Origin of the sequence: Marinomonas phaeophyticola (assembly GCF_026966905.1) — a bacterium.
GTDB classification, from domain to species: Bacteria; Pseudomonadota; Gammaproteobacteria; order Pseudomonadales; family Marinomonadaceae; genus Marinomonas; species Marinomonas phaeophyticola.
Window position 1 is genome coordinate 281,118 of sequence record NZ_JAPUBN010000011.1, and the last position, 23,065, is coordinate 304,182.

The 23,065-nt window shown below is 41.6% G+C and carries 21 protein-coding genes; 11 read left to right on the plus strand and 10 right to left on the minus strand.

Translation table 11 applies throughout. The features are described from left to right. Nucleotides 1-74 precede the first annotated feature (74 nt). On the plus strand, nt 75-500 hold the full coding sequence (gene mobI / locus O1D97_RS05180) for a conjugative transfer protein MobI(A/C) (RefSeq protein ID WP_428981090.1): 426 nt from the start codon (nt 75-77) through the stop codon (nt 498-500). A 44-nt stretch (nt 501-544) separates the two neighbouring features. Here mobI and O1D97_RS05185 read toward each other — a convergent pair whose 3' ends face one another. The 5 genes from O1D97_RS05185 to dctP all read right to left on the minus strand — a co-directional run bounded on the left by O1D97_RS05185 (nt 545) and on the right by dctP (nt 5,085). Beyond that, nucleotides 545-1,240 carry a hypothetical protein gene (locus O1D97_RS05185; protein WP_269123484.1) on the minus strand — a complete coding sequence of 232 codons (696 nt, stop codon included), beginning with the start codon at nt 1,238-1,240 and terminating at the stop codon, nt 545-547. A gap of 378 nt (nt 1,241-1,618) precedes the next feature. Next, nucleotides 1,619-1,951 carry a hypothetical protein gene (locus O1D97_RS05190; RefSeq protein ID WP_269123486.1) on the minus strand — a complete coding sequence of 111 codons (333 nt, stop codon included), beginning with the start codon at nt 1,949-1,951 and terminating at the stop codon, nt 1,619-1,621. Nucleotides 1,952-2,120: 169 nt separating this feature from the next. Then, nucleotides 2,121-3,437, minus strand: a complete 1,317-nt coding sequence (locus tag O1D97_RS05195; RefSeq protein WP_269123487.1) for a TRAP transporter large permease — start codon at nt 3,435-3,437, stop codon at nt 2,121-2,123. Then, entirely contained in the window at nt 3,430-3,963 is a 534-nt protein-coding gene (locus O1D97_RS05200; RefSeq protein WP_269123489.1) for a TRAP transporter small permease subunit, read from the minus strand. Before O1D97_RS05200 ends, O1D97_RS05195 begins: the two co-directional genes overlap by 8 nt. A gap of 54 nt (nt 3,964-4,017) precedes the next feature. Next, nucleotides 4,018-5,085, minus strand: coding sequence for a TRAP transporter substrate-binding protein DctP (gene dctP, locus O1D97_RS05205; protein ID WP_269123490.1), 1,068 nt, complete (start codon nt 5,083-5,085; stop codon nt 4,018-4,020). 537 nt (nt 5,086-5,622) lie between these two features. On the opposite strand from dctP, the gene O1D97_RS05210 reads away from it, so the two are divergent. Further along, on the plus strand, nt 5,623-6,300 hold the full coding sequence (locus O1D97_RS05210) for a GntR family transcriptional regulator (protein ID WP_269123492.1): 678 nt from the start codon (nt 5,623-5,625) through the stop codon (nt 6,298-6,300). A 215-nt stretch (nt 6,301-6,515) separates the two neighbouring features. Then, on the plus strand, nt 6,516-8,030 hold the full coding sequence (locus O1D97_RS05215; protein ID WP_269123494.1) for an aldehyde dehydrogenase (NADP(+)): 1,515 nt from the start codon (nt 6,516-6,518) through the stop codon (nt 8,028-8,030). Nucleotides 8,031-8,485: 455 nt separating this feature from the next. On the opposite strand, the gene O1D97_RS05220 is transcribed toward O1D97_RS05215, so the two are convergent. From O1D97_RS05220 to O1D97_RS05235, 4 genes are all read right to left on the minus strand, one after another. Further along, a complete protein-coding gene (locus O1D97_RS05220) occupies nt 8,486-9,448 on the minus strand; it encodes a dihydrodipicolinate synthase family protein (protein WP_269123496.1) in 963 nt (320 codons plus the stop codon). Between the two features lie 642 nt (nt 9,449-10,090). After that, nucleotides 10,091-11,359, minus strand: a complete 1,269-nt coding sequence (umuC, locus tag O1D97_RS05225) for a translesion error-prone DNA polymerase V subunit UmuC (RefSeq protein WP_269123498.1) — start codon at nt 11,357-11,359, stop codon at nt 10,091-10,093. Beyond that, complete coding sequence (umuD, locus tag O1D97_RS05230) at nt 11,359-11,808, minus strand: translesion error-prone DNA polymerase V autoproteolytic subunit (protein ID WP_269123500.1); 450 nt, start codon at nt 11,806-11,808, stop codon at nt 11,359-11,361. Before umuD ends, umuC begins: the two co-directional genes overlap by 1 nt. Before the next feature lie 202 nt (nt 11,809-12,010). Next, complete coding sequence (locus tag O1D97_RS05235; RefSeq protein ID WP_269123501.1) at nt 12,011-12,688, minus strand: HNH endonuclease family protein; 678 nt, start codon at nt 12,686-12,688, stop codon at nt 12,011-12,013. 895 nt (nt 12,689-13,583) lie between these two features. Between O1D97_RS05235 and O1D97_RS05240 the strand changes: the two genes are divergently transcribed. Further along, entirely contained in the window at nt 13,584-14,504 is a 921-nt protein-coding gene (locus O1D97_RS05240) for a 3'-5' exonuclease (RefSeq protein WP_269123503.1), read from the plus strand. 48 nt (nt 14,505-14,552) lie between these two features. Here the strand turns inward: O1D97_RS05240 and O1D97_RS05245 are convergent, their stop codons facing one another. Then, nucleotides 14,553-14,684, minus strand: coding sequence for a hypothetical protein (locus tag O1D97_RS05245; RefSeq protein WP_269123869.1), 132 nt, complete (start codon nt 14,682-14,684; stop codon nt 14,553-14,555). Between the two features lie 3 nt (nt 14,685-14,687). On the opposite strand from O1D97_RS05245, the gene O1D97_RS05250 reads away from it, so the two are divergent. The 7 genes from O1D97_RS05250 (at nt 14,688) to O1D97_RS05275 (ending at nt 23,065) form a co-directional block, all read left to right on the plus strand. Continuing rightward, complete coding sequence (locus tag O1D97_RS05250; protein WP_428981091.1) at nt 14,688-14,876, plus strand: hypothetical protein; 189 nt, start codon at nt 14,688-14,690, stop codon at nt 14,874-14,876. Between the two features lie 317 nt (nt 14,877-15,193). Then, complete coding sequence (locus tag O1D97_RS19815; protein ID WP_428981092.1) at nt 15,194-15,580, plus strand: BrxR family helix-turn-helix transcriptional regulator; 387 nt, start codon at nt 15,194-15,196, stop codon at nt 15,578-15,580. Nucleotides 15,581-15,639: 59 nt separating this feature from the next. Further along, nucleotides 15,640-16,125 (plus strand): WYL domain-containing protein, encoded by a 486-nt coding sequence (locus O1D97_RS19820; RefSeq protein WP_428981093.1) that lies wholly within the window; start codon nt 15,640-15,642, stop codon nt 16,123-16,125. 18 nt (nt 16,126-16,143) lie between these two features. Continuing rightward, a complete protein-coding gene (locus tag O1D97_RS05260) occupies nt 16,144-18,981 on the plus strand; it encodes an SNF2-related protein (protein WP_269123505.1) in 2,838 nt (945 codons plus the stop codon). 2 nt (nt 18,982-18,983) lie between these two features. Beyond that, nucleotides 18,984-19,751, plus strand: a complete 768-nt coding sequence (locus O1D97_RS05265; RefSeq protein WP_269123507.1) for a hypothetical protein — start codon at nt 18,984-18,986, stop codon at nt 19,749-19,751. A gap of 46 nt (nt 19,752-19,797) precedes the next feature. Further along, complete coding sequence (locus O1D97_RS05270) at nt 19,798-21,432, plus strand: site-specific DNA-methyltransferase (RefSeq protein WP_269123509.1); 1,635 nt, start codon at nt 19,798-19,800, stop codon at nt 21,430-21,432. Next, nucleotides 21,422-23,065: a site-specific DNA-methyltransferase gene (locus O1D97_RS05275; protein ID WP_269123511.1), complete on the plus strand. Its 1,644-nt coding sequence runs from the start codon at nt 21,422-21,424 to the stop codon at nt 23,063-23,065. The genes O1D97_RS05270 and O1D97_RS05275 overlap by 11 nt, the downstream gene beginning before the upstream one ends.

Genomic DNA, 23,065 nt, shown 5'->3' on the forward strand with positions numbered 1-23,065 from the left:
GTTTGGCGTTTCGATCCAAAAGCCAAACGGATAGTGGTTTTGGCTTTTGGGTTTAATTGGATGGGGAAATTGGTTTGGTAGAAATCGTCAATGAACAATGGAAAGCAGAGGTATCAGATTTACTTCAGCAAGAAACGGACAGGCTAAAAGCGCTGGCACGATCTGAAGTTGATGACTTTTGGGTTACCCATTACAAGGTTCGCGAGAATGCGCCCTTTAAAGATTGGGGGCTGCTCGGTGTCCGTATCAGAGACTTTAAGTATGGCTTTGGCATTGAGTGGTACATCAACAGCTTTCACGGTCAACGAGGTAAGCGCGTGGTCTTTAGTAAGGGACTGCGTATTTCAAAGACGAAGCTGAGATACTCATTTTTGGACTGCCAAGGTCTAGCCAAAGAATGGGAGTTAGCGCTGGCCATGGAGAAAGAGGGTTTCTTCAGTGATGTTCGACGTCAGGTTGATAAGCTCAACATGCTACGTCGCAGAGTGAATGCCTATTAAGTTTGTCGGGTTAGAATATCTAACCCGACAAACTTAATAGGGAGTTAAATTCTTCCTTGTTCCTGTAACCACCAAGTTGGTGCCCAAGATGTGGCCCCAATTGAGAGCCCTTGGCCACCGTTTTCTGGGTAGAGTTGCTTAAGTGTTTCTAAAACTTTTGAACTAGTTTGAGCGCCAGGGTAAATAGCGCGTAGCCAATAGCCGAAATAACTTTTAAAGTTAATATGCTCACCAATTTGGTAGCTACAATTATCCATTAAAGATCTATAGTAATGGCCAATGGCGACTAAAATATAGCCTAAATCCTCATGCTGTTTGTTCTCGCCTTCATGACAAGAATATCCATATTGTTTCAGTTTTTCTTTATTAATAGTCCATCTTGTCAATTGCTCAACATGTTTTAAATTTGAATCAGTATCGATGGCTGTGGATAGCAACCCCAAAAACTCATTAACTAACTCATCTTTTTGTTCTTTGTCTATGCAGTCAGCGAGCACTTTCTTGATGACTTCAGAATATTTTTCAATCAGACAAATATTAGCTTCGAGCTCAGAGCCTTGAGTTTTATTTTTTTGAAGCAAGTCGTGATAATCGTGAAATCCCAAATTCTGGGCAGTCATATTCAAGCATTGGGAGTGTGATTTGTCGGGCGAGTTTTTATGGAGTTTTTTTGCTGTTTTTTTTGCGTGTGCAATTAAATTTTGCTTTTTAGCTAACATGGCGTTTTCCTCAATAGCCATTGATTAAAGTGCACCCCTCACCATATACGATGGCTGAAAAAAACGTTTAAATAAGAATAATTGGTTCTCTGAAGAGATTTGCCATTAGGGTGGGCAGGCATCCATAAAACACCTTGATGAGAATTTTGCCCTGAAGTGTTGAGTTCTGTCAAGGAAAAAATCAGGTGTTTTTTAATTGGGCCCCAGCAAGAATTTAAGCTTGTGCTTAAGATATACATTTTTGGTATTGGGCTCTGGAGTTACTTCACTCGTGGTAGCTGGTCCAGCGTGTTGTGTAGGTGGGGACGCATAATCTTCTTTAACTCTTGTTTTATATAAAAATTTTTTCCAATAAGACTTTAGTCAGTGGTGTCCGGAGCTGGCAGGATCTCTTTAGTCTTATTCTTTTATATTTAATGATTGGAGTAGCTCATGCCCTTTGGGTGTAAGCCAAACCCTTCGATTCATCCCTGTTTCTACATATTCCAAAAGATTTAATCCATCATTGGATCGGTAGGGGCTGCCTGAAGAAAGTTTTCTAAATTGCCCTAGGGCTTTTTTATAAGATTTCGAACTAGCATCGTCTGTAGAAGCTAAGTCTATAATGGTAAGCGATGGGGCGTTAGTTTTAGCTACTTCTAAAAAGAACTGAAGTTGTGTCACACTTTGTATTCCAAAGTTGCTTGCAGTAGTAAGCATTTTTTGAAAATTTTGAATTTCAATGGTTGTCATTAAATTAATTCACCATATTCTAAAGATGTAAAATAAATAATAATCTACTTATACCTTCTAGAGATGTCTAGCGAGCTATTGCGATTTACTCATAGTGATATGTCGGAATGGTCTTGGATAAATAGTTGAAGCTAAAGGCTGCTTAAGCAACCTTTAGCTTTTAGCTATATTATCGAGAAGTGATTAAACTAGGCAAATATGTTGCCACATCTGGAATTAAGATAACGATTACTAGAACTATGAGTTGGATCAATACAAATGGCATTACACCTTTATACATATGACTATAGGTCATACTTTTGGGCGCTATCGACTTCAGGTAGAAGATAGACGGTGCCATAGGAGGAGTTAGATAAGACGTTTGAATAACTACCATAAACATTACAGCAAACCAAATAGGATCGATGCCTGCCGCGTTGACTAATGGTGTAAAAATAGGAACGAATATCAAAACAACAGAGATCCAGTCGAGTACAAATCCAGCAATGAAGACAACAGACATAAGTAAAAATATTAGACCATAAGGTCCCATATTCAATCCATCTACCCATTCTGTGATCATCCACCCCCCACCTGATACAGCAAAAATGCTTGTGAACATTGTTCCGCCCATTACAATAAGCATGATCATTGCTGTGATATTAATGGTCGTTCTTAAAGCGTTGATGAATTTAGTGACAGTTAATTCACGAAAGGCTAAAGATAGTAATGCAGCGCCAGCGGCTCCAACAGCAGCGGCTTCTGTTGGTGAAGCGATACCTAGTAACAGAGAACCTAACACGGCCGTAATTAAAAGCATTGGTGGAATGATGGCAGATAGCGTGATTTGTAGTTTTTCTTTTAAAGGAACAATATCGGCTTCTGTTGATGCTGGCCCCATTTTTTTATTGATGCGACAAGTAATCAGGATGTACAAAATGAAGAGTACCACCATGATGAGTCCAGGTAATAAACTGGCGGCGAATAATTGGCCAATCGATAGCTGCGCCATGGATGAATACACCACAACAACAATAGAGGGAGGAATTATGGTTCCAAGAGATCCGCCAGCGCACACCGTGCCAGCCATTAAACTTTGATTGTATTTGTATTTAGCCATAGCAGGTAAAGCCATCATACCCACTACAATTTCTACGGCACCAACAACTCCAGATGCGGCGGCAAAAATAGCACACATGGTTATGGTTGAAACTGCTAAACCACCGGGAAATCTCCCCATCCATAATTGCAAAGCTTTGAATAAGCGTAGTGCTAGGCCGGTTTGCTCGAGAAGAGCACCCATAAAGATAAAAAGTGGTATTGCTGAAAGCGTAAAGTTTGAGGCAGTATGAAGAATTGAGCCATACAATTGTAAAAAGAGGCTATCGCCAAACACTACCAAACCGAAACCTGTAGCAATTGCGATCAGCGATAAAGCGACTGGAATACCTGCAAACACAAATATAAATAAAGCGACAAACATCCAGATAGGAATTAACTCAATCATTTAGGGGCACTCCTGAATCTGTAGTGTGGCCAGGTATTTTAGAACCGAGCATAAACTTAATAGCTTCTAGATAAAGCTGAATAGTGCAGGCGATTAATCCTAATGCAATAATGGAATAGAAAGGCCAGACGAGTGGTGCCCATGGACTAACGTTTTCTACCTCTCCTGTAAGAAATGCGGTATAGGCTTTTTTTGTTGCCACCCAAGAGAATGCAGCAAAAGCAGGACCTGCAATAAATGCGTAAATAATAGCGTTTAGATTTTGTTGTAAGCGAATAGGAAGTTTGCTTGAAAGGAAGTCTATTCGAACATGAGCTTCATGGTTCAGTGAATACGCTCCTGCAAGGAGAAAGATGCTACCATTTAACATATAAGATATGTCAAAAGCCCATAGTGTAGGAGATTGGAATACGTAGCGCGCACCTACTTCATATAGCATTGAGCAAACCATTAGACATGTAAGTACCATTGCGGCATTGCCCAGCAACGTGGATATAGAGTTAATATATTTCAGAGAATTATACATGTGAGTAACCTTATAGGAGCGCCTGTGGCGCTCCTTCTGGATTTGATCAATTTATTAGTCTGCATCACGCACAAAAACACTTGAATTACGACTCCAAGCTTTCTGGTAAGCAAAGTATTCATCAAGAATTGAATTCATTGAGTTATCACCTTTTGCTGTTTGTTCATTTGCGCGTGCTTTCATCCACTGATGGCCGTAGCCACGGATCTGAGAAAGAACTGATTTATCTAAGGTGATGATTTCTGTGCCAAAGTCTCGGTATTTATCCATGGCTTTGATATCAGCGTTTGCAAAACGCAAGTAAGCTTCCATCGTTGTGAGACGAGCAGCGGCTTCTACTTTAGTTTGCAAATCTTTTGATAAGCTATCCCAAGTTTCTGTTTTAACAACTACTTCCCAAACAAAAGTAGGTTGATGAATGCCAGGTACTATGATGTAAGGAGCAACTTCGTGGAAACCTTCAGACAAGTTAGAGCCAGGTGTTGCCCATTCCACCGCGTCTACGCCTTTACGTTGTAGCAGGGTGTAGATCTCGCCCGGTGGCACAACAGTAGGAACACCATTTAAGTAGTCTTTTAGTACGCCAGCCCATGCACCTGATGTTCGGTATTTTAGATTAGCGAAGTCTTCTATCTTATTGATGGGTTTATTAGCGTGAGCTAGGATTTCAGAGGTGCCGATACCGATAATTAGACTGTGTAGTCCCATTTTCTCTCTACGGTAGTCTTGCATTAGTTCAAGCCCTCCGTCTTCATATAGCCATGCCATCATAGCTTCTGGTGACATGCCACCAGGGAAACCAGCAAAAATAGCATTTGTAGGGTCTTGGTTAACTAGGTAGCTAGGGGTTGAGTGTCCCGCCTCTACTATGCCATCTTGTACTGATTCATATACTTTAAAGGCAGGGACAATAACGCCAGCGCCAAATGCTCTAACTTTGATTTGCTTGTCTGTTAAGTCACCAACATGGCCGGCAAACCTTTTTAAAAAGTTATTATAGAAGAAGGAGCCTTCAGGAACGGAAGAAGGAACCTTCCATGTTATTTCGGCGGCATTTGCCAATGGGGAAAGAAGAGCGCTACTTAAAATGGCTGAAGCAGCCAATGTTTTTAATATTTTCATTTTTGTCTCCATAGAACAGCAAGGTTGTTGTTACATTCACGGGAGTTTGGTACGCATTGAGAATACCACTCTGAAAACAATATATTGTATCCAATATACAATATCAACATTAATAATGCTTTCTTTTTGCACTATTCAAACATTAAGTACGCTAATGGGTTGTGACGATGTTTCCTAAAAAAGAATTGATTGAATCGCTAATGGTTTAATATATTCATAATAGTGACGCATTTTGATGCTTTTGAGGCGTGCTCATTTACTACTATAATTATTGTTTTTAAACAGATAAATTCAGTGCTTAGCCTTCTTTGTAGTTTCATAAGGAGAAAGCCCTAATAGAACAGTATTTTCCTATGTAGTAGGGGGAGGTTAGGCTGCTTTTTAGGGGGCCAGGGTAACTAAAAGAGCGCTATAAATAGTTCTCAATGTATTGGTAGGTTCACGTATAATTGCGTTCTAATTGTATAAAGTATACATTTTTGATTTTACTAGGAAGTCTTTAGCTATCCTGGGTTTATGTTTACAGAGGATGAGAAGTTGGTTCAAAAAAGAGCTGTTCTACGCCAGAGTTTACCTGAGGTGATTGCTGCTGATTTGCGTAATCGTATTTTGTCAGGGGACTTATCTGAAGGGGATCTAATTCGCCAAGAGCTTTTAGCAGAAGAATATGGAGTCTCTCGAATGCCGGTCCGTGAGGCACTAAAACATCTAGATTCAGAAGGTTTGGTTGTTTTTATTAATAATAGAGGGGCTACGGTGACAAAGCATACTCTCTCTGAAATTGCTGAGTTCTTTGATATTCGAGCTCTTTTGGAAATTGATTTATTAAAAAAATCCATTCCTTTGATGGAGGAACATCATTTCAAAAAGTGCGAGGATTTACTCGATAGAATGAAGGAGTCTTACGCAAAAGGGAGTGTGGCCGACTGGGGACCATTAAACGCCCAGTACCATGAAACACTATATGAAGCAGCTAACCAGAAATTGACTATGCAGCTGCTTGAACGAGTTAGCATGCAAGCTAATCGTTATGTTGGTATGCATATTGATAAATTGCATAAGGCAGGTAGTGCAGAACATGACCATTGTGCTTTATTAAACCTCGCTCGTCAGCGAGACATAGAAGCCGCAGCAGCTCTACTGTGTTCACATCTTACAAGTACCAAGCAGCAAATTATTGAATTGATTGCTCAAACACGAGCTAATGAATCGTAATACGCTTCAGCTAGATAGAATGGCTAGGGAAAGCTACTCTATTTACTATATTTCAATGATCATCAGCTAGTTCAACGAAACCTATTCCCTTTCTTAGCCTTAGTTCCAGACCTCCTTTCGTGCGGGGGGAGGGGTATTACTTGTACTTAAGATAAAATTGGATACAATATCCATTGTGTTGGTTTTTAATCATAAATTGATGGAGTAAGAATTATATGAGTTTCATACCGCATGGAAAACATTCGATCGCTGGGCAACTAATTTCCTCAGAAAACACTTTTACCTCTTCTCCAGCTTCTGGCGAAGCTTATAACTTCTCTGTTGGAACCGTTGATCAAATTAACAAAGCAGTGGAAGCTGCTGAAAACGCTTTTTTAGAATACGGTTATACCTCTCGTGAAACACGAGCGGCTTTTTTAAATGCTATTGCAGATGAAATAGAGGCTCGAGGAGATGACATAACCAAAATGGGTTGTGCAGAAACAGGACTGCCTGAAGGGCGATTAGTTGGCGAACGTGGACGTACATGTAGTCAGCTACGTTTGTTCGCAGAGCATCTCCTACAAGGCGAGTATCTTGATAAGCGTCATGATAAGGCATTACCAGAGCGTCAACCTTTGCCACGACCTGATCTGAGGTTAATGCAGCGACCTATTGGACCTGTGGCTGTTTTTGGTGCTTCTAACTTTCCTTTGGCGTTTTCGACGGCTGGTGGCGATACAGCAGCAGCGTTAGCTGCCGGTTGTCCTGTTATTGTTAAAGGGCACGGTGCACACCCTGGAACGGCCGAAATCGTCACTGATGCAATCAACCAAGCAGTGAAAAAATGCGCAATGCCAGCAGGAGTGTTTAGTTTAATACAAGGAGGAAATCGTGAAGTAGGATCGGCACTTGTGAAGCATCCATTGATCAAGGCGGTCGGCTTTACTGGATCATTACAAGGCGGTCGTGCTTTGTTTGATTTGTGTGCTGCACGCCCAGAGCCGATCCCTTTCTTTGGTGAACTAGGTTCCGTGAACCCTATGTTCTTATTCCCCAATGCAGTATCACAACGTGGAGAAGCGTTAGCAAAAGGCTGGGCGACTTCGTTGTCCATGGGAGCAGGGCAATTCTGTACTAATCCAGGGATTGCCATTTTACTTGCTGGTTCATTTGGTGATAAGTTTTTATCTGTTGCGAGTCAGAGCTTGGCATCCGTACCGGCTCAAACTATGTTAACAATGGGTATTGCAGATGCTTATCGCGCAGGACAAAAACGTATTGCCGACACCACAGGAGTGCGTGAAGTACTCTCGACTTCTTGTTATATGAGGGATGCTACACCGTACCTGTATGCAACTACGGCAAAAGATTGGTTGAACAATGAAACATTAGCGGAAGAGGTTTTTGGGCCCTTAGGTGTTGTCGTGTTCGCTGAGTCTGTGGACGAAATGTTAGAAGTTGCTAAGCACTTAGATGGACAATTGACTTGTACGCTTCATATAGATGATGCGGACATCAGTGACGCCAAAAGTTTTTTACCTGTTCTGGAGCGCAAAGCAGGTCGAATTTTAGCAAATTCATTTCCTACAGGTGTGGAAGTATGTGACAGCATGGTTCATGGTGGCCCTTACCCTGCCTCGACAAATTTTGGTGCAACATCAGTAGGCACAATGTCGATACGTAGATTCCTGCGACCAGTGTGTTATCAAGATATCCCTTCAAGCTTGTTACCAGAAGATCTTATTTAATTTTTCACTCAGACATAAACTCCAATGCAGAATTATCTGTATTGGGGGGTAGTGGATATTAGGTTGAGGTTTATACTGTACCAATATATTTTCTTAAGACGCATGAGAGATGAAGAAGTATCACAACTAATTTGAACGATAAATACTGCATAACAAGAGCATATAATGTCTAAAATGAAGAGCTAAGTGTGCTATGTCTTGGTTAAAACAGCTATTCAAAAATCACCTCATAGCTATAAATACGTCATCCAATAATAGGTAGGGAGCCGAAGCGATAATACTGCTCAAAGTTGGCTGGTACTGATAAATTAAGTGCAGCTATATTTGGTTGAATTTCCACAGATGTTTAATAAACTACAGATACAGAAAAATTCCAGCGATCGTCGTTCTTTGTTTGATAAAATGACGATCGCTGGCTGATATCGGAAGATTTTAGCGATGATTTTACTTATAATCTACGCTAGACAATCACTAATCACGCCTCCTTGTTTCACCCATTGTGCAAACCAAGTATTGAAGAGCTTGAATTGTTTTTCACAATAGATGCGCTGCTCTTCATTTAATTTATCTGTTTCATTAAAGTGCAAGCTGTATTCTTGTTCGCCACTTAGTACCAATAGATATTTAAAAAACAAGACTAGTTCAGGACCTTCGTCAAAGCTTGCAAGTACAGACATAGCTTCTTCCAGTTCTTGAGCTCGTAAACGAGCTTCAGGATTACCTGAAGCCGCCATTTTTGATAGTTTGGTCAGCAATAAAACTTCCTTTGGCAATGCGGTACCTATACCTGTGATAGCACCTGTTGCGCCACAATTTACAATACCGTGATAAACTCTACTATCCACACCTACCATCAATAATACATCTTCATCTTTAGAAGTAATATTCTCTGCGGCATATCGCATGGCTTCTTTAGTTCCAAACTCTTTGAAACCTATTAGATTTTTGTGCTCTTCTCGAAGAGCAAAAAATACATCTGCTCTTGTTTCAAACCCATATACTGGACTGTTATAAATAATAGCAGGGGTAGAGGGTGCAGCATTAAGGATGGCTTTAAAATGGTCTTTCTGCGCTGAAATGACAGAACCGCGTGAGAGAACACGTGGGATAACCATTAAACCTGCAGCTCCAACTTTCTCAGCATGAGCGGCATGTGCTACTGCAGATTTGGTATTAATGGCTCCAGTACCAACCATGACAGGAATGCCAGCGTTAACTAGACGTTCAACCCCTTCCATACGCTCTTCGTCAGTTAATAATGGCCAGTCACCCATTGAACCGCAGTAAACGACAGCAGACATACCTGCATCTATCATCTGTTGCCCTTTACTCACAAGCGCATCGTAGTCTGGCGTGCGATCTGCTTTACAAGGTGTCATTAAAGCGGGAATTACGCCATAAAAGATTTCTTTGTTCATCATTTGATCCTTTTGTTTACTCATAAAAGACCGGTCGTTATGACTGGTATCATTGTTAGTAACGGCTGTCCTAGGTATCTATAGACGGGCCGTAATTTATGATATTGAGATTGTTCTATATCCTTATTTAGATGATAGCAGTCAGCTACAACTGTCATAAAAGCACCTCTATGTTTAGGATATTGGATACAAAATACATTTAGAAGGTGTTTTCGTCAAGGAGGAGAGTCAAATTACCAACAAATGAATGTATCTATCTAAAATAAGTAGAGGCGTCGCTTCTATGGTGCTATAGGGTTTCTTAATTCGAAAATTAGTAAGAAAGTAACTAATCATTTAGGGATATGAGAATAAGTCCTTATCATGAGGCAACTATGCTTTAAGACTTCGAATCATGCCATTTCACAACAATTTACTTCTACTGACAGTGAATTCAACAATACACGTCGTAAAATACCTAAGGAATTTTTCCTTTCGTGCTTAAATGAGCTGATGTATTAGGATCAACTAGAAGCAGTTAGTGATCCGTTATGTCCCAAACTGGGTAATGGCAGATTACACTCAGCTATTGCCTATCATGTTCTAGGCTCACTGCATGCAACATTCCGGCAGGAAAATTGGAAGTAATTAATGGATGATCAATTATTTTACCTTTGGTAACTGATTCCAGCGTGTCGTGTACGCTGGAGATAAATGATCTCGTTTCATCGACCAATCTTTCTTCAAGCCTTGTCCAGCAAAGAAAACCTTTCCTGCACCACTGTGGTTAATGTTGTCCAATACAGACATTAACTGTTGACTGTTAGAGCGGCTCGATACCTCATCAAATAGCCCAGGTTGAAACATCCCGAGATCGTAAAAGTCAGACAGCATTACGCCTACTTTGGCATAACGAAAACCATCCTTCCAAATCCGCTTGAGCAAGTGGTTGGCTAGCTCGATAAAATCTCGCGTATCGCAACTGGGTATTAGCAACTCACCCGATGCGGAGTTGCTGTATTGCGGCTCGTTGCCCTTGAATGGGCTGGTGCGTATGAATACGGTCAGCATCTTGGCTTGCTGCTGTTCTTTGCGTAGCTTCTCAGTAGCGCGAGTTGTGTATTCGCATAAGGCCTCACGTAGCAATTCAGATTGCGTCACTTTAACGCCAAATGAGCGGCTACAGACAATTTGTTTCTTGGTCGGTGGGATCTCTTCAAGTTCAATGCAGGAGTTACCATTTAGCTCTCTGACGGTTCTTTCTAGTACCACTGAGAACTGGTCTCTGATAGCTTCAGGGGAGGCATTTGCCAGTTCTAAAGCTGTGGTAATGCCCAGCATATTTAAACGCGTAGAAAGTCGCTTACCAACCCCCCAAACATCATTAACAGGGACTAATGCAAGCAATCGACGTTGTCGGTCTGGATTGGTTAGGTCTACCACACCGTGAGTAGCAGGGTACTTCTTGGCTGCATGGTTGGCCAGTTTGGCAAGCGTTTTGGTTGGTGCAATACCAACACAAACCGTGATCCCAACCCATTGGCTTATACGCTCTCGGACTTGTTTACCAAATTCGACTAGGGAAGTGACTGATTCAATACCGGATAAATCCAAAAAGGCTTCGTCAATGGAGTAGACTTCTACTTGTGGTGCCATCTTTTCCAAAATGCACATAACTCGATTGCTCAAATCAGCATAAAGTGCGTAGTTGGATGAGAATGCCAAAATGCGATGGCGCTCCACTTCGGCTTTGATTTGAAAGGCAGGAACGCCCATTTTAATACCGAGTGTCTTAGCTTCACGAGATCGTGCAACGACACATCCGTCATTGTTAGATAACACAATGACAGGGGTGTCTTTTAAATCAGGACGGAATAGCTTCTCACAGCTAGCATAAAAATTATTACAATCAACTAATGCAAATGTAGGCATTAATGTTTACGACGCATTTTTTTAACTACAAAAGTAACAACACCAAAGATTATCAATTCAGTATCCTCACTAATCGATATAGAAGAATAGCGGCAGTTCCTTGGGATTAATTTGATCTGAGGTCTTAATTGCAATTCTTTTACAGTAAATTCGCCATGAACACTTGCTATGACAATGTCACCTTGCTCTGCTTGTATTGAGCGATCAACTATTAAAATATCATTAGGGTGAATCCCGGCTTCGATCATAGAGTCACCTTCTACCCGAACAAAAAAGGTAGCAGCTGGCTGTTTAATGCAAAGCTCATTTAGGTCAAGGGTTTGTTTGATATAGTCCTGTGCAGGTGACGGGAAGCCAGCAGAAATGCTCTCCAAGAATAAAGGAATGTGAAACGGGGGACTTTTTATTGGTTCGTATGAATTGGTGTGGCCGATAATCTTAATGCTCATAGCAGACCTCATAAAAGACTGGATACTGTATATACATACAGTATCCAGTCTTTTGTCTTTTTTTACAACATTGTTATCGGTGTGTTTTTTTGTGCAGGTCGTCCTCGTCAACAGATGAGGGAATGTGCTTTAGAGTTGAAAGGCGAAAGGGGAAGCGCCTTCTAATATGATTCGCTGTCTGCACAGGAAATTATGAAATCATTTAGTAGTGTAGGCCGTATTTCAGGACAATTCTTTGAAAGCGCGCCTTGTATTGCACTATGTTGGCCGGAGGTAGCCACTCATCTAGTCCTTTGGCTCCTTTTGATCTGTTTAAAGATGCCTCTACGGGGACAAGGTTTATTGGGTCGTTTGCAAATTGTTCGCGTTTGTTTTTGCTCCAATTCTGAGCGCCATGTTCCCACGCCCATTTGAGTGGTACAACATGATCAATGTCTACTTTGGAGGCATCAAATAGTATTTCTCCTGAATACATAGATATCCAGCGTCCAAAAATGACTCTGCACTTCTGATCGTCTGCGAATCTTACAGAGGTTGTTGATGTAGAAATCAATACCTCTTGTCTGGTGTTTTGACAGTCCCTATCTTCGTCATCCCAACCATGACCAAAATAGTTACGTTTATATTTAACTAAACTGCTCTTGTGTTGTGCTGTTGCGTTTGAGGGTGAAGTGTCGTGTTGCTGCCCTTTTGGTAAGCGTCCGCCGCTTGCTAAGCAATCTTCAATTGTGTCGTATGGTTTGAAATTTTTAGTTCGAGAGTACGATGCTGAATCAGGCGCATGACAAATTGATGATCTCGATTTTTTAACGACTAAATCAGCCCATGCAGGCTGGTATAAAAGGGAAAAGAGCAGAAATAGGTGCAATAGTATTTTCAAAGTGGGCCTCAAAGTTTATTTCCTTTCATGTTCAATAAATTGCTAAGTGTATCCATTAAATAGATAAGCTTTTATGTGTATTAGTGAGCGCAGTCAGTGTACTTATGTTCGCTCTTATCTAATAAGTTTTAGATGGGCGCTCTTTACGGATTCTAAATGTACGGCGAAGCTAGTCCAGTGATTGTCAGGAAAAACGATAGTGCCATCGAGAACTATATTAGAAAGTGCAGAGAGTGGTATCTACTAATCGGTTGTAATTTTTTCATAAAACCCTTCCAGAGAAAAAACATTAAGACATAAGTGATTTAATGACTTTGAATCTCAGAACCAATTTTATTTTAAGCTTTAACTAGTCAAATTTACAGACATCATGAAATTTGAAAGGAAGAGGGTACTTAGCAAACAGTATCGAATTGAAACTAGCTCGGATAAAGCCTGCAAGGCTTGGACAATACTGCTTCTGCCTACTGATCTTGTTTCTGTTACTGATCCTGTTACTGCTACTGGTTAACGCATGGGTCAAGTAACCGTCAGATAAGGCTTGTTGAACCCTTTGCAAAGGGTTTCAAAACAGTTAGTAAAATTCTGCTTCGTATTGAATTTACTGGCCTAAAGCGAAGTCAGGAGCATCATTAAAATGCTCAGTCGAACTCAGTTCAAGCCTTCTGCAACCGTTTGAAAAGGGGTTGGCTAAGCCATACGTAAAGGGTATCGGTAAGGGTTACCTAAACGGTTTGGCTAAGGCTTTCTGAAAGCCTTAGCCAAACCCTTCATACATGGGTTCACCTAGTAGAAAGATTAAAAAAAACGCTGAGGTATCCAAGGTGCATTTTGTACAACCTGTGGCACAGTGAAATAACTCAAAGCGAACAATAGAATTGAAGAGGAACCATCAATGACAAGAGCCCCTGCGCCATTTCCGCTAGAGCGCCTCTCGGATATCCCAGAAAGACCAGAAGATTTTAGATTGCTGGAGCGTATTCCTTTAACGCGTGAGCCGCAGTCCTGGCCACTTGAACTCTCTCCTTTAGTCGGTGATGAACAGCCAATGGTGCTGCTCGATACAGAGACAACCGGACTGTCTGCCGATGACGAGTCCATTATTGAGCTTGGTATGGTTAAGGTGCTTTACAGCCAGTCAGCTAAGCGGATTGTGTCGATTGTTGATGTGATCAGCTTGTATGAAGATCCCGGTAAGCCAATCCCTGAGCTGATTACCGAGTTAACCGGTATCACCGATGATATGGTGCAAGGCCAGCACATTGATGATTCACTGGTAGCGAGTTGGTTATCCGATGATCCGCTGGTGGTTGCGCACAATGCACAGTTTGATCGTCCTTTCTTTGAAAAGCGGTTTGCCGCATTAGGCCATCTATCTTGGGCCTGTTCAGCCAGTGGCATAGATTGGAAAGCACTTGGCTTTGAAAGTCGAAAACTTGAGTACCTGCTGCTTCGCTTAGGTTGGTTCTATGAAGGGCACCGAGCTGCAACCGATTGTTTAGCGATGGCCTGGTTGTTCAATTTGTTGCCCGAGTCCGTTGCAAACTTGTTGTCAGAAGCAGACAGGCGAACTGTGTTAGTTCGTGCGTTTGGTGCGCCGTTTGACGTAAAGGACTATTTAAAAGAGCGCGGTTACCGCTGGCATGACGGTGTTAAAGGTGCCAACAAACATTGGTGGCGCGAAATCAGCGAAGACGAGTTGCCGCAGGAGCAAACTTACCTGGATGATTTGTACCATCGTGGCTCAGAGCATGCCCACTATGACTACAAAGATGCCCGCAATCGATTTAAAGCTTTGTCGCTCTCTATAAAGTGAGCCTTGCATATTTGAAAATCTCTGGAAAATGGAAAGTGAACTCATGGTTTAACCAATAAGAGGAATCTTTCCATGTACCAAGACACCTACATTGAATACTGGGGCGAAATCTTCGTCTCTGCCCGCATCATTGAATTTGGCATCACGTTCGAGCGCTTTCTTAAAGATCCATGGAAGCATTTGATGTCCTGTGGCCAAGAGTCTGCCCCAGACGCGATTGCTGAAGGGATGCTGCCATTGCTACCAGCTCAGGCAGAAGTTGCCAGGCGTATTCGGGAGAGTGAACAGCGAGCCCTGATGTCTACAGAGTCGGACAAAGGGGTATCTCATCGCGGTAACATCGTGGTGCCACTGGTTCGGGTAGCGCATTAATAGCAGCTATCAGCGATGACACGAAACAATGTTTTCACGCCCATATCTGAGCGGCAATTGCAATCCAGATCAAAAAGTTGCCGCTTAATCTTCCCTACAAAATAATTTGTGATAGGATGATACCTAATAAAATTAATTAGGTTGAAGCCTATTCAGTGTTTTATGGCCATCTGTCCAGCTTCAACCGGTAGAGGTTGATTTGTCATTGCGGATGAAAAGCAGCGTTAAGTGACGGTGTTTAATGTGATTACGCGATGTCTGACCGTACTTTATAAACAGAGTTTTAAGAATCTGGTTGAATTGGATAAACAAGACGCATGACAAATGATGGTCTGAAACAAACGATAGTGGCGAAGTCAGATAGGCTTTCGCCGATAGCGCAGTTGCCACAAGCAACCAGGGATCGCATTGCCCACATCGATTTCACCTTATTATTTAAGGGCGAAGCGGTACGGGCGGATTTAGTCGATCGCTTCAGCATAGCCGCTGCACAGGCAACGAAAGACTTCACAATGTACCGAGAGCTTGCACCAGGCAACATTGAGTATGACCAAAAGCTCAAATTGCATAAGCGTGGTGAAGCTTTTGAGCCCTTGTTCGACTATGACGTTGTGAGAGCACTGGCAACCATTAGCCAAGGGTACGGTGATGGCTTCACTGGAAAGGTAAAACCCCTCTGGCTTGTGAAGCGCCTTATCACTTAAACAAGCCAAGCCTATTTATAGTGGCGAAAGTCACCGAGGCCATACACAAAGGCAAAGCCTTGAGTATCACCTATGTGTCGTTATCGAGCGGTGAATCAACGCGTGAAATTGTACCTCATACGCTGGTGGACAATGGGCTGCGTTGGCATGTTCGTGGTTTTGACCGCAAGCATGGTGAGTTCCGTGACTTTGTGCTGACCCGCATTAAAGCAGCGGTTGTGCTTGAAGATTCCACTTTGTCTGAAACGGAGCTAGAAACCCAAGATCGGCAATGGAATCGCTTTGTAGAGCTAGAGTTAGTGCCGCATCCTCGTATTGAGCACAGCGAAGCGATAGAGCTTGACTATGGCATGACGAGTGGCGTTCTAAAGGTTGAGATTAGAGCTGCTACCGCCGGGTATTTGCTTCGGCTTTGGAATGTTGATTGTTCTAATAATTACTCATTAATTGGTCCTGAGTATCAACTTTGGTTAAGTAATGGGCAGGCGCTGTATGGAGTGAAAAATGATGCATTGCTTCCCGGCTATAGAACTGGTCAGAAATAAAAAAATGGAAGTACTAAATTGAATTATTCATCGCATCAAAAAGCTTGGTTAGCTCACTCTCTAACGCTCTCTGGAAAAGCAGAAGAGTCAATGACTCAAACTATTGCTAATTCAAAAGTTGATATGAACCCACATCAGGTTGAGGCTGCACTGTTTGCCTTATCATCACCTCTGTCTAGTGGCGTTATCTTAGCCGACGAGGTTGGATTAGGGAAAACGATCGAAGCTAGTCTGGTTCTAGCTCAGAAATGGGCAGAGCGTAAACGAAAGCTCTTACTGATTGTGCCTGCTACTTTAAGAAAGCAGTGGAGCCAAGAATTAGAAGAAAAATTTTCCTTACCGTCTGCAATTCTTGAAGCAACAACTTTTAACGCCGCGTTAAAAAGTGGTATCGCTAACCCTTTTGAAGTGGAAGTTAGTACAGGTAAGCCTGCTATATGTATCTGCTCCTATGAATTTGCAGCTAGGAAAGAAGTTGAACTAGCCCGGGTTTCTTGGGATCTTGTCGTCCTAGATGAAGCGCATAAACTTCGAAATATCTACAAAACTGATGGTGCAAAAACCGCGAAAAAATTAGAGCTTGCATTGCAGGGACGAAAAAAAGTAATGCTCTCTGCAACCCCTTTGCAAAACAGCATATTAGAGCTTTATGGGTTAGTTTCTATTTTAGATCCTCACTTTTTTGGTGATTTGAACTCATTTAAAGCCCGTTATGGCCGACAAAATTTGGATGAAATCGAACTAGCCTTATTACATGCAAGATTGAGCAAAGTTTGCAATCGTACGCTACGTCGACAAGTTCAAGAAGAGGGTGGTATTAGCTTTACTCACCGATATTCAATGACTGAAGACTTTCGTCCCTCAGCAGAAGAAGAACAACTTTACACAGAAGTATCTGAGTACTTGCAGAGGGAGGATCTTCTTTCTATCAAATCAGGTGCAAGGCATTTAGTTACACTTGTTATCCGCAAAATACTTGCTTCATCTTCCTATGCTGTACTAGGTACGCTTGAAACTATGATCAATCGATTAGAGCAAAAGCTACCAATCATCGAGGCTTTGCAGGATCTTGATTGCTTGAATGACTATCAAGATGAAGATGAAGATGAAGATGAAGATGCAGTAGAAGATGAAGATATCGATCCAGTAGCATTAAGTGCTGAAATTGAGTTGCTACGTTCATTTAAAGAGCTTGCACTAAAAATCAGTGGTAACGCCAAAGCTGAGGCTTTACTTCGTGTTTTGACAAGAGCATTTGATAAGACGAGTGAGCTAGGCGGAAGCAGGAAAGCTGTTGTCTTCACTGAATCCGTCAGAACTCAAACCTGGTTGGCAGAGTTGCTCGCAAGCAATGGATACAGTGGGCAGATTGTCTTGCTCAACGGAAGCAACAATGACGCTGCCTCGAAAGCTATTTACAAAGAGTGGCTAGAAAAACATCACGGTTCAACAAGGATATCAGGATCCAAAACTGCTGATATGAAGGCGGCTTTGGTCGATAAATTCAAAGATGAAGCCACTTTGATGATCTGTACAGAGGCTGGTGCAGAAGGTATTAACTTACAGTTTTGTTCGCTACTCGTGAACTACGATTTGCCATGGAACCCACAACGTGTCGAACAGCGTATCGGGCGTATTCACCGATATGGGCAAAAGCATGATGTTGTAGTGGTTAACTTTATCAATAAGGGGAATCGGGCTGACGAGCGTGTCTTTGAGTTGCTGAGTCAAAAGTTCCAGTTGTTTGAAGGGGTTTTTGGTGCGTCGGATGAAATTCTAGGCTCAATCGAGTCTGGTGTGGATATTGAACGAAGAATTTATGATATCTATCAGAATTGTAGAAGTGATGACCAAATTGAGCACGAATTTAACCAGTTACAAGAGCAGTTGAAAGAACAGCTTGAAGTAAAGGTTAATGAGACGCGTCGCTCTCTGTTGGAAAACTTTGACGCAGATGTTGTTGAGCGATTGAATACTCGCCGCAATAGAGTGACGGCCCAGTTATCTCAGTATCAGAAGAAATTACTTCTACTGGCGAGAATGACGTTTACATCAGATGGCTCTTTTACCGAGACAGAAAATGGTTTTAACGTGGGAGAAACTTTCTACTCTCTCGATTGGGCTTATGCAGTAAAGCATGACCACAGTTTGTTTCGCGTGTCTGATGGCTTGGGACTGGAGTTATTAGAACGTTACAAGGTTGATAGACTTGAAAACACCCATTTGGCATTCGTATATGAGCCTGAAGACACTCATTGGGCCGATGTAAAGAATTTAGTTTCTCAAAAGGGCATGTTGCGCATAACAAAAGTGAGCATTGGCTCTAGTGAAGAAAAACGTGAGCGACTAATTCTTACAGCGATTACCGATATTGGTCAGATTGTTCATCCTGAAACTGTAGAACGAATACTGCAATTGCCAATTTCGGTTCAAGGTAAACCTCAACCACTTGATTCTCATGTTGGACTGGATGGTGATATCAGTCACCAGCTTCAAGTGTTCATCAGTGAAGTTGAGCAAGACAATGAGCGGTATTATGCAGAAGAAGTTGAGAAGTTAGAGCGTTGGGCGGAAGATAAGAGAATTGCCCTAGATATCCGTATTAAGCAGTTAGACCTGGAAATAAAACAGGCAAGAAAAGCATCTCGGCAGCTTGGTACACTGCAAGAAAAAATGGCGGCAAAGCGAGCGTTGAAATCTCTTGAACGAGAAAGGGATCAAGTGATGCTCAATTACCATGAAGAGAAAAAGCTAATTGAGCAAGAGGAAGACCGCTTGCTAGAAGAAATTGAGGCTAGGTTGAAACTGGATACTCGTCTAGAGCTCATTTTTGAAGCAACATGGAGCGTTAATTGATCATGAAATTCACTCTTATGCCCGAAATAAACGGTTGGAGCTTCTACAAAGTGGAAGTTTTAGATGAACCGGAATTAATTGAGCTAGCAAAGCATCGAGCATTCAGAAAAGCCCCTAAAGTGGCTCATGGAGATCCAAGTGGGTCACCCAGAAGCCAACAAGAAAGATTCAGTCAAAACTTTCTAGGTGCTTTAGCTGATATTTCATGTAGCTATTTGTTGAGGAAGTTCTTTGAAAAGCATGATTTGCCAATAACAGTAGAAAGTTATGACCAAGTTCGAACAGACGACTTCCAAGAGCATGATTTATACGATATTAAAATAAAAACTGATGGTGCAGAGTCTATAGTGGAAGTTCGCTCTTCCTTATGTGTGCAAAAGAGCCTAGCTGGGGTTATTAATGATTGGCATATATTGGGGCCATACCAGTCTCAGTCGAAAGGAAAAACAGAGTCTGAAAAGGAGTTCTATATACGTCCAATGTTTCATTTGAAGAATTACCGAGACTACCAAAAAGATCATCAAAATAATATGCCACCAAAGAAAACTTACGATCGTTCAGATGGCATAAGGCTTTTTGAAGATGGAGAGGTTGATCTATATATTTTAGGTGGAGCGACTACTGAAATAATGTCTAGCAGTAAAGCTTGGGATGAAAAGGGTGAGACTTTGAAGCAGGGTAAGACGAGTTTTAGGGTTGCCTTTATAAAAGATGGACTTCAAACCCAATGTTTTTTGAATGCTATTGCTCGTGAGATGCTGGATAAATAATTTTCAATGGATGGTTATTAAACTGTCCACTATTAAGGTTTGTGAGATGAATAACATTAAAAATAACAAGTTGGAGCTGATCTGGATTGGTAAGGATAAGTTGCCAAGACTCGAGCCTCGAATTTTCTTGGAAAGTAAAGAATACTCATATTTCAATGTTTCAGAAGACATTGGCCAGGACGGTGGACAGGATTTTAGCAATTTACTGATTAAATCTGATAACTTATTGGCTCTCAAAGCACTAGAGCAAGATTTTACAGGTAAAGTTAAATGTATAGTAATTGACCCTCCCTATAATACAGGGAGTGCTTTCTCACATTATGATGATGGATTAGAGCACTCAATGTGGCTTACATTGATGAGAGATAGATTAGTGTTGCTCTATCAGCTCTTATCTGACGATGGCTCGTTGTGGATCACCATTGATGACAATGAATCTCACTATTTAAAAGTTATGTGTGATGAGATATTTGGAAGAGGAAACTTTGTTACTGATATTACTTGGCAGAGAAAATATAGTGTAAGTAATAATTTTAAAGGTATAGCCTCAATCTGTGACAGAATTCTTGTTTATCGAAAATCTGATAAATTTGTTAACAACTTGCTTCCTCGTACGGAGGATTCTGTTGCTAGATATAAAAATCCAGACAATGACCCGAGAGGGCCATGGAAATCAGTAGATTACCTAAACCAAGCAACCCCAGAAAAACGTCCTAATCTGTGTTACGACATTATAAACCCGAATACAGGGGAAGTGATTAAGAATACAAAGAAAGCTTGGAAGTATGATCGAGAAACTCACCGAAAACACGTAGAAGAAAAACGTATCTGGTGGGGTGTTAATGGTACGAATACTACACCAGCTGTGAAGCTGTTTTTATCAGAGGTGCGTGATGGTATGACGCCTCATAATTGGTGGCCTCATGAAGACGTAGGACATACAGACGAAGCAAAAAAAGAAATCATTCAGTTGTTTGGACGTCAAGATGTGTTCGACACACCAAAACCAGAGCGTTTAATTCAGCGTATATTGACCATCGCTACCAACCCTGGCGATTTGGTACTAGATTCTTTTGCAGGATCAGGAACTACAGGCGCAGTTGCACAAAAGATGGGGCGTCGTTGGATCATGGTTGAATTGGGTGACCATTGTGAAACTCATATTGTACCTCGTATTAAAAAGGTGATTGACGGTGAAGATCAAGGCGGTATCTCCAAGGCTGTCAACTGGCAAGGCGGCGGCGGTTTCCGTTACTTGCGTTTAGCACCATCTCTTCTGCAAAAAGATGAATGGGGTAACTGGGTTATCAATAAAGAATACAATGCAGAGATGCTATCAGCTGCCATGTGTAAACACATGGGCTTTACTTACGCTCCTAGTGAAACTCAATTCTGGAATCACGGTTACAGCACCGAGACTGATTTTATCTATGTAACCACAGGCTCGTTAGCGTATGACCAGCTCAAGCGTATCAGCGAAGACGTTGGTGAAGATCGAACGCTCCTGATTTGCTGCAAAGCCTTTATGAGTGAAGGAGCGGAGTTCCCGAACTTAACGATTAAGAAAATCCCTCAATTAATCTTGAATAAATGCGAGTGGGACAACGACGATTACAGCTTTACTTTGAACGTACTCGCTGAGCCTGAAGAATACGAATTGGATGACGAAGATGACCAATAAACAAAAACTAGAACTTACTTGGATTGGTAAAGAAAAACGACCTCGTTTGGAGCCACGGATTTTTCTTGAAGATAGTGAATTGTCTTTTCAAGGTGAGAAAAAAGAAGGGCTTTTTAATGATAACCTTCTTATTCATGGTGACAATCTTTTGGCCTTAAAAGCTTTAGAACAAGATTATGTTGGGAAAATTAAATGCATTTTTATTGATCCCCCTTATAATACGGGGAGTGCTTTTTCTCATTATGATGATGGTTTAGAGCATTCGATGTGGTTATCTCTTATTCGTGATAGGTTGTTAATTTTACAGTCTTTGTTATCTATAGAAGGGAGTATTTGGATTACAATTGATGATGCTGAGGGGCATTATTTAAAAGTACTTTGTGATGAGATTTTTGGTCGTTCTAACTTTATAGGTCAAGTCACTTGGCAGAAAACTACAAGTATTCATAATAATGCGATATTGTTTTCGTCAAATACTGATATGGTTTTGGCTTACGCCAAAAATATTGATTTTTTCTCAATGGGAAGAATTCCAAGATCTGAACGCAACACGCAAGATTACAAAAACCAAGATGATGATCCTAGAGGTCCATGGGCATCAAGTCCATTACATGTTAGTTTAACTTCTGGACAGAGGGGAAAACAATATGCACTGACTGGGAAAAGTACAGGCTTGTATCCTATAGTTGGACCTAATGGGCAAGAGGTTTATCCCCCCAAGGGCCGTTGTTGGGCATATTCTCCTGAGACAATAAAAGACTTTGAACGTCAAAATCTTATCTGGTGGGGGAAAGATGGAAATAATCAACCGCGCTTAAAAAGGTTTATTAAAGATAATAAAGAAGGTGTAGTTCCATCCACATTATGGCTTTCTGAAGACGTTGGCCACAATCAAGAAGCAAAGGCTGAAAATAATACTCTTTTACCAGATTTAGATAAGCTTTTTTCAACTCCGAAACCTGAACGATTATTAGAGAGAGTTATACGTTTAAGTACTAATCCAGGAGATATTGTTCTCGATTCATTTGCTGGTTCCGGTACTACCGGCGCAGTAGCACACAAAATGGGGCGTCGTTGGATCATGGTTGAGTTGGGTGACCATTGTGAAACGCATATTGTACCGCGTCTTAAAAAGGTTATTGACGGAGAAGATCAAGGCGGTATCTCCAAGTTAGTCAACTGGCAAGGCGGTGGTGGTTTCCGCTACCTGCGTTTAGCTCCGTCTCTACTGCAAAAAGACGAATGGGGTAACTGGGTAATCAATAAAGAGTACAACGCTGGGATGCTATCAGCAGCCATGTGTAAGCACATGGGCTTTACTTACGCTCCTAGTGAAACTCAATTCTGGAATCACGGTTACAGTACCGAGACTGATTTTATCTATGTAACCACAGGCTCGTTAGCGTATGACCAGCTCAAGCGTATTAGCGAAGATGTTGGTGAAGAGCGCACACTCCTGATTTGCTGTAAAGCCTTTATGAGCGAAGGCGCAGACTTCCCGAACTTAACGATTAAGAAAATCCCTCAATCAATCTTGAATAAATGCGAGTGGGACAACGACGATTACAGCTTTACTTTGAATGTGTTAGCTGAAGATGATGTTGAACTTTACGACGATGAAGAGGAAGCGTAA

Excerpts from the sequence above, each read along its gene's own strand:
- O1D97_RS05195 (WP_269123487.1), bottom strand. The coding sequence starts at position 3,437 with ATGATTGAGTTAATTCCTATCTGGATGTTTGTCGCTTTATTTATATTT.
- umuD (WP_269123500.1), bottom strand. The coding sequence starts at position 11,808 with ATGAGCATTAAGATTATCGGCCACACCAATTCATACGAACCAATAAAA.
- O1D97_RS05250 (WP_428981091.1), top strand. The coding sequence starts at position 14,688 with ATGTCCTGTGGCCAAGAGTCTGCCCCAGACGCGATTGCTGAAGGGATG.
- O1D97_RS05215 (WP_269123494.1), top strand. The coding sequence starts at position 6,516 with ATGAGTTTCATACCGCATGGAAAACATTCGATCGCTGGGCAACTAATT.
- O1D97_RS05265 (WP_269123507.1), top strand. The coding sequence starts at position 18,984 with ATGAAATTCACTCTTATGCCCGAAATAAACGGTTGGAGCTTCTACAAA.
- O1D97_RS05270 (WP_269123509.1), top strand. The coding sequence starts at position 19,798 with ATGAATAACATTAAAAATAACAAGTTGGAGCTGATCTGGATTGGTAAG.
- O1D97_RS05245 (WP_269123869.1), bottom strand. The coding sequence starts at position 14,684 with ATGCTTCCATGGATCTTTAAGAAAGCGCTCGAACGTGATGCCAAATTC.
- O1D97_RS05275 (WP_269123511.1), top strand. The coding sequence starts at position 21,422 with ATGACCAATAAACAAAAACTAGAACTTACTTGGATTGGTAAAGAAAAA.
- O1D97_RS05190 (WP_269123486.1), bottom strand. The coding sequence starts at position 1,951 with ATGACAACCATTGAAATTCAAAATTTTCAAAAAATGCTTACTACTGCA.
- O1D97_RS19815 (WP_428981092.1), top strand. The coding sequence starts at position 15,194 with ATGACAAATGATGGTCTGAAACAAACGATAGTGGCGAAGTCAGATAGG.
- O1D97_RS05200 (WP_269123489.1), bottom strand. The coding sequence starts at position 3,963 with ATGTATAATTCTCTGAAATATATTAACTCTATATCCACGTTGCTGGGC.
- O1D97_RS05240 (WP_269123503.1), top strand. The coding sequence starts at position 13,584 with ATGACAAGAGCCCCTGCGCCATTTCCGCTAGAGCGCCTCTCGGATATC.
- O1D97_RS05185 (WP_269123484.1), bottom strand. The coding sequence starts at position 1,240 with ATGGCTATTGAGGAAAACGCCATGTTAGCTAAAAAGCAAAATTTAATT.
- umuC (WP_269123498.1), bottom strand. The coding sequence starts at position 11,359 with ATGCCTACATTTGCATTAGTTGATTGTAATAATTTTTATGCTAGCTGT.
- dctP (WP_269123490.1), bottom strand. The coding sequence starts at position 5,085 with ATGAAAATATTAAAAACATTGGCTGCTTCAGCCATTTTAAGTAGCGCT.
- O1D97_RS05220 (WP_269123496.1), bottom strand. The coding sequence starts at position 9,448 with ATGAACAAAGAAATCTTTTATGGCGTAATTCCCGCTTTAATGACACCT.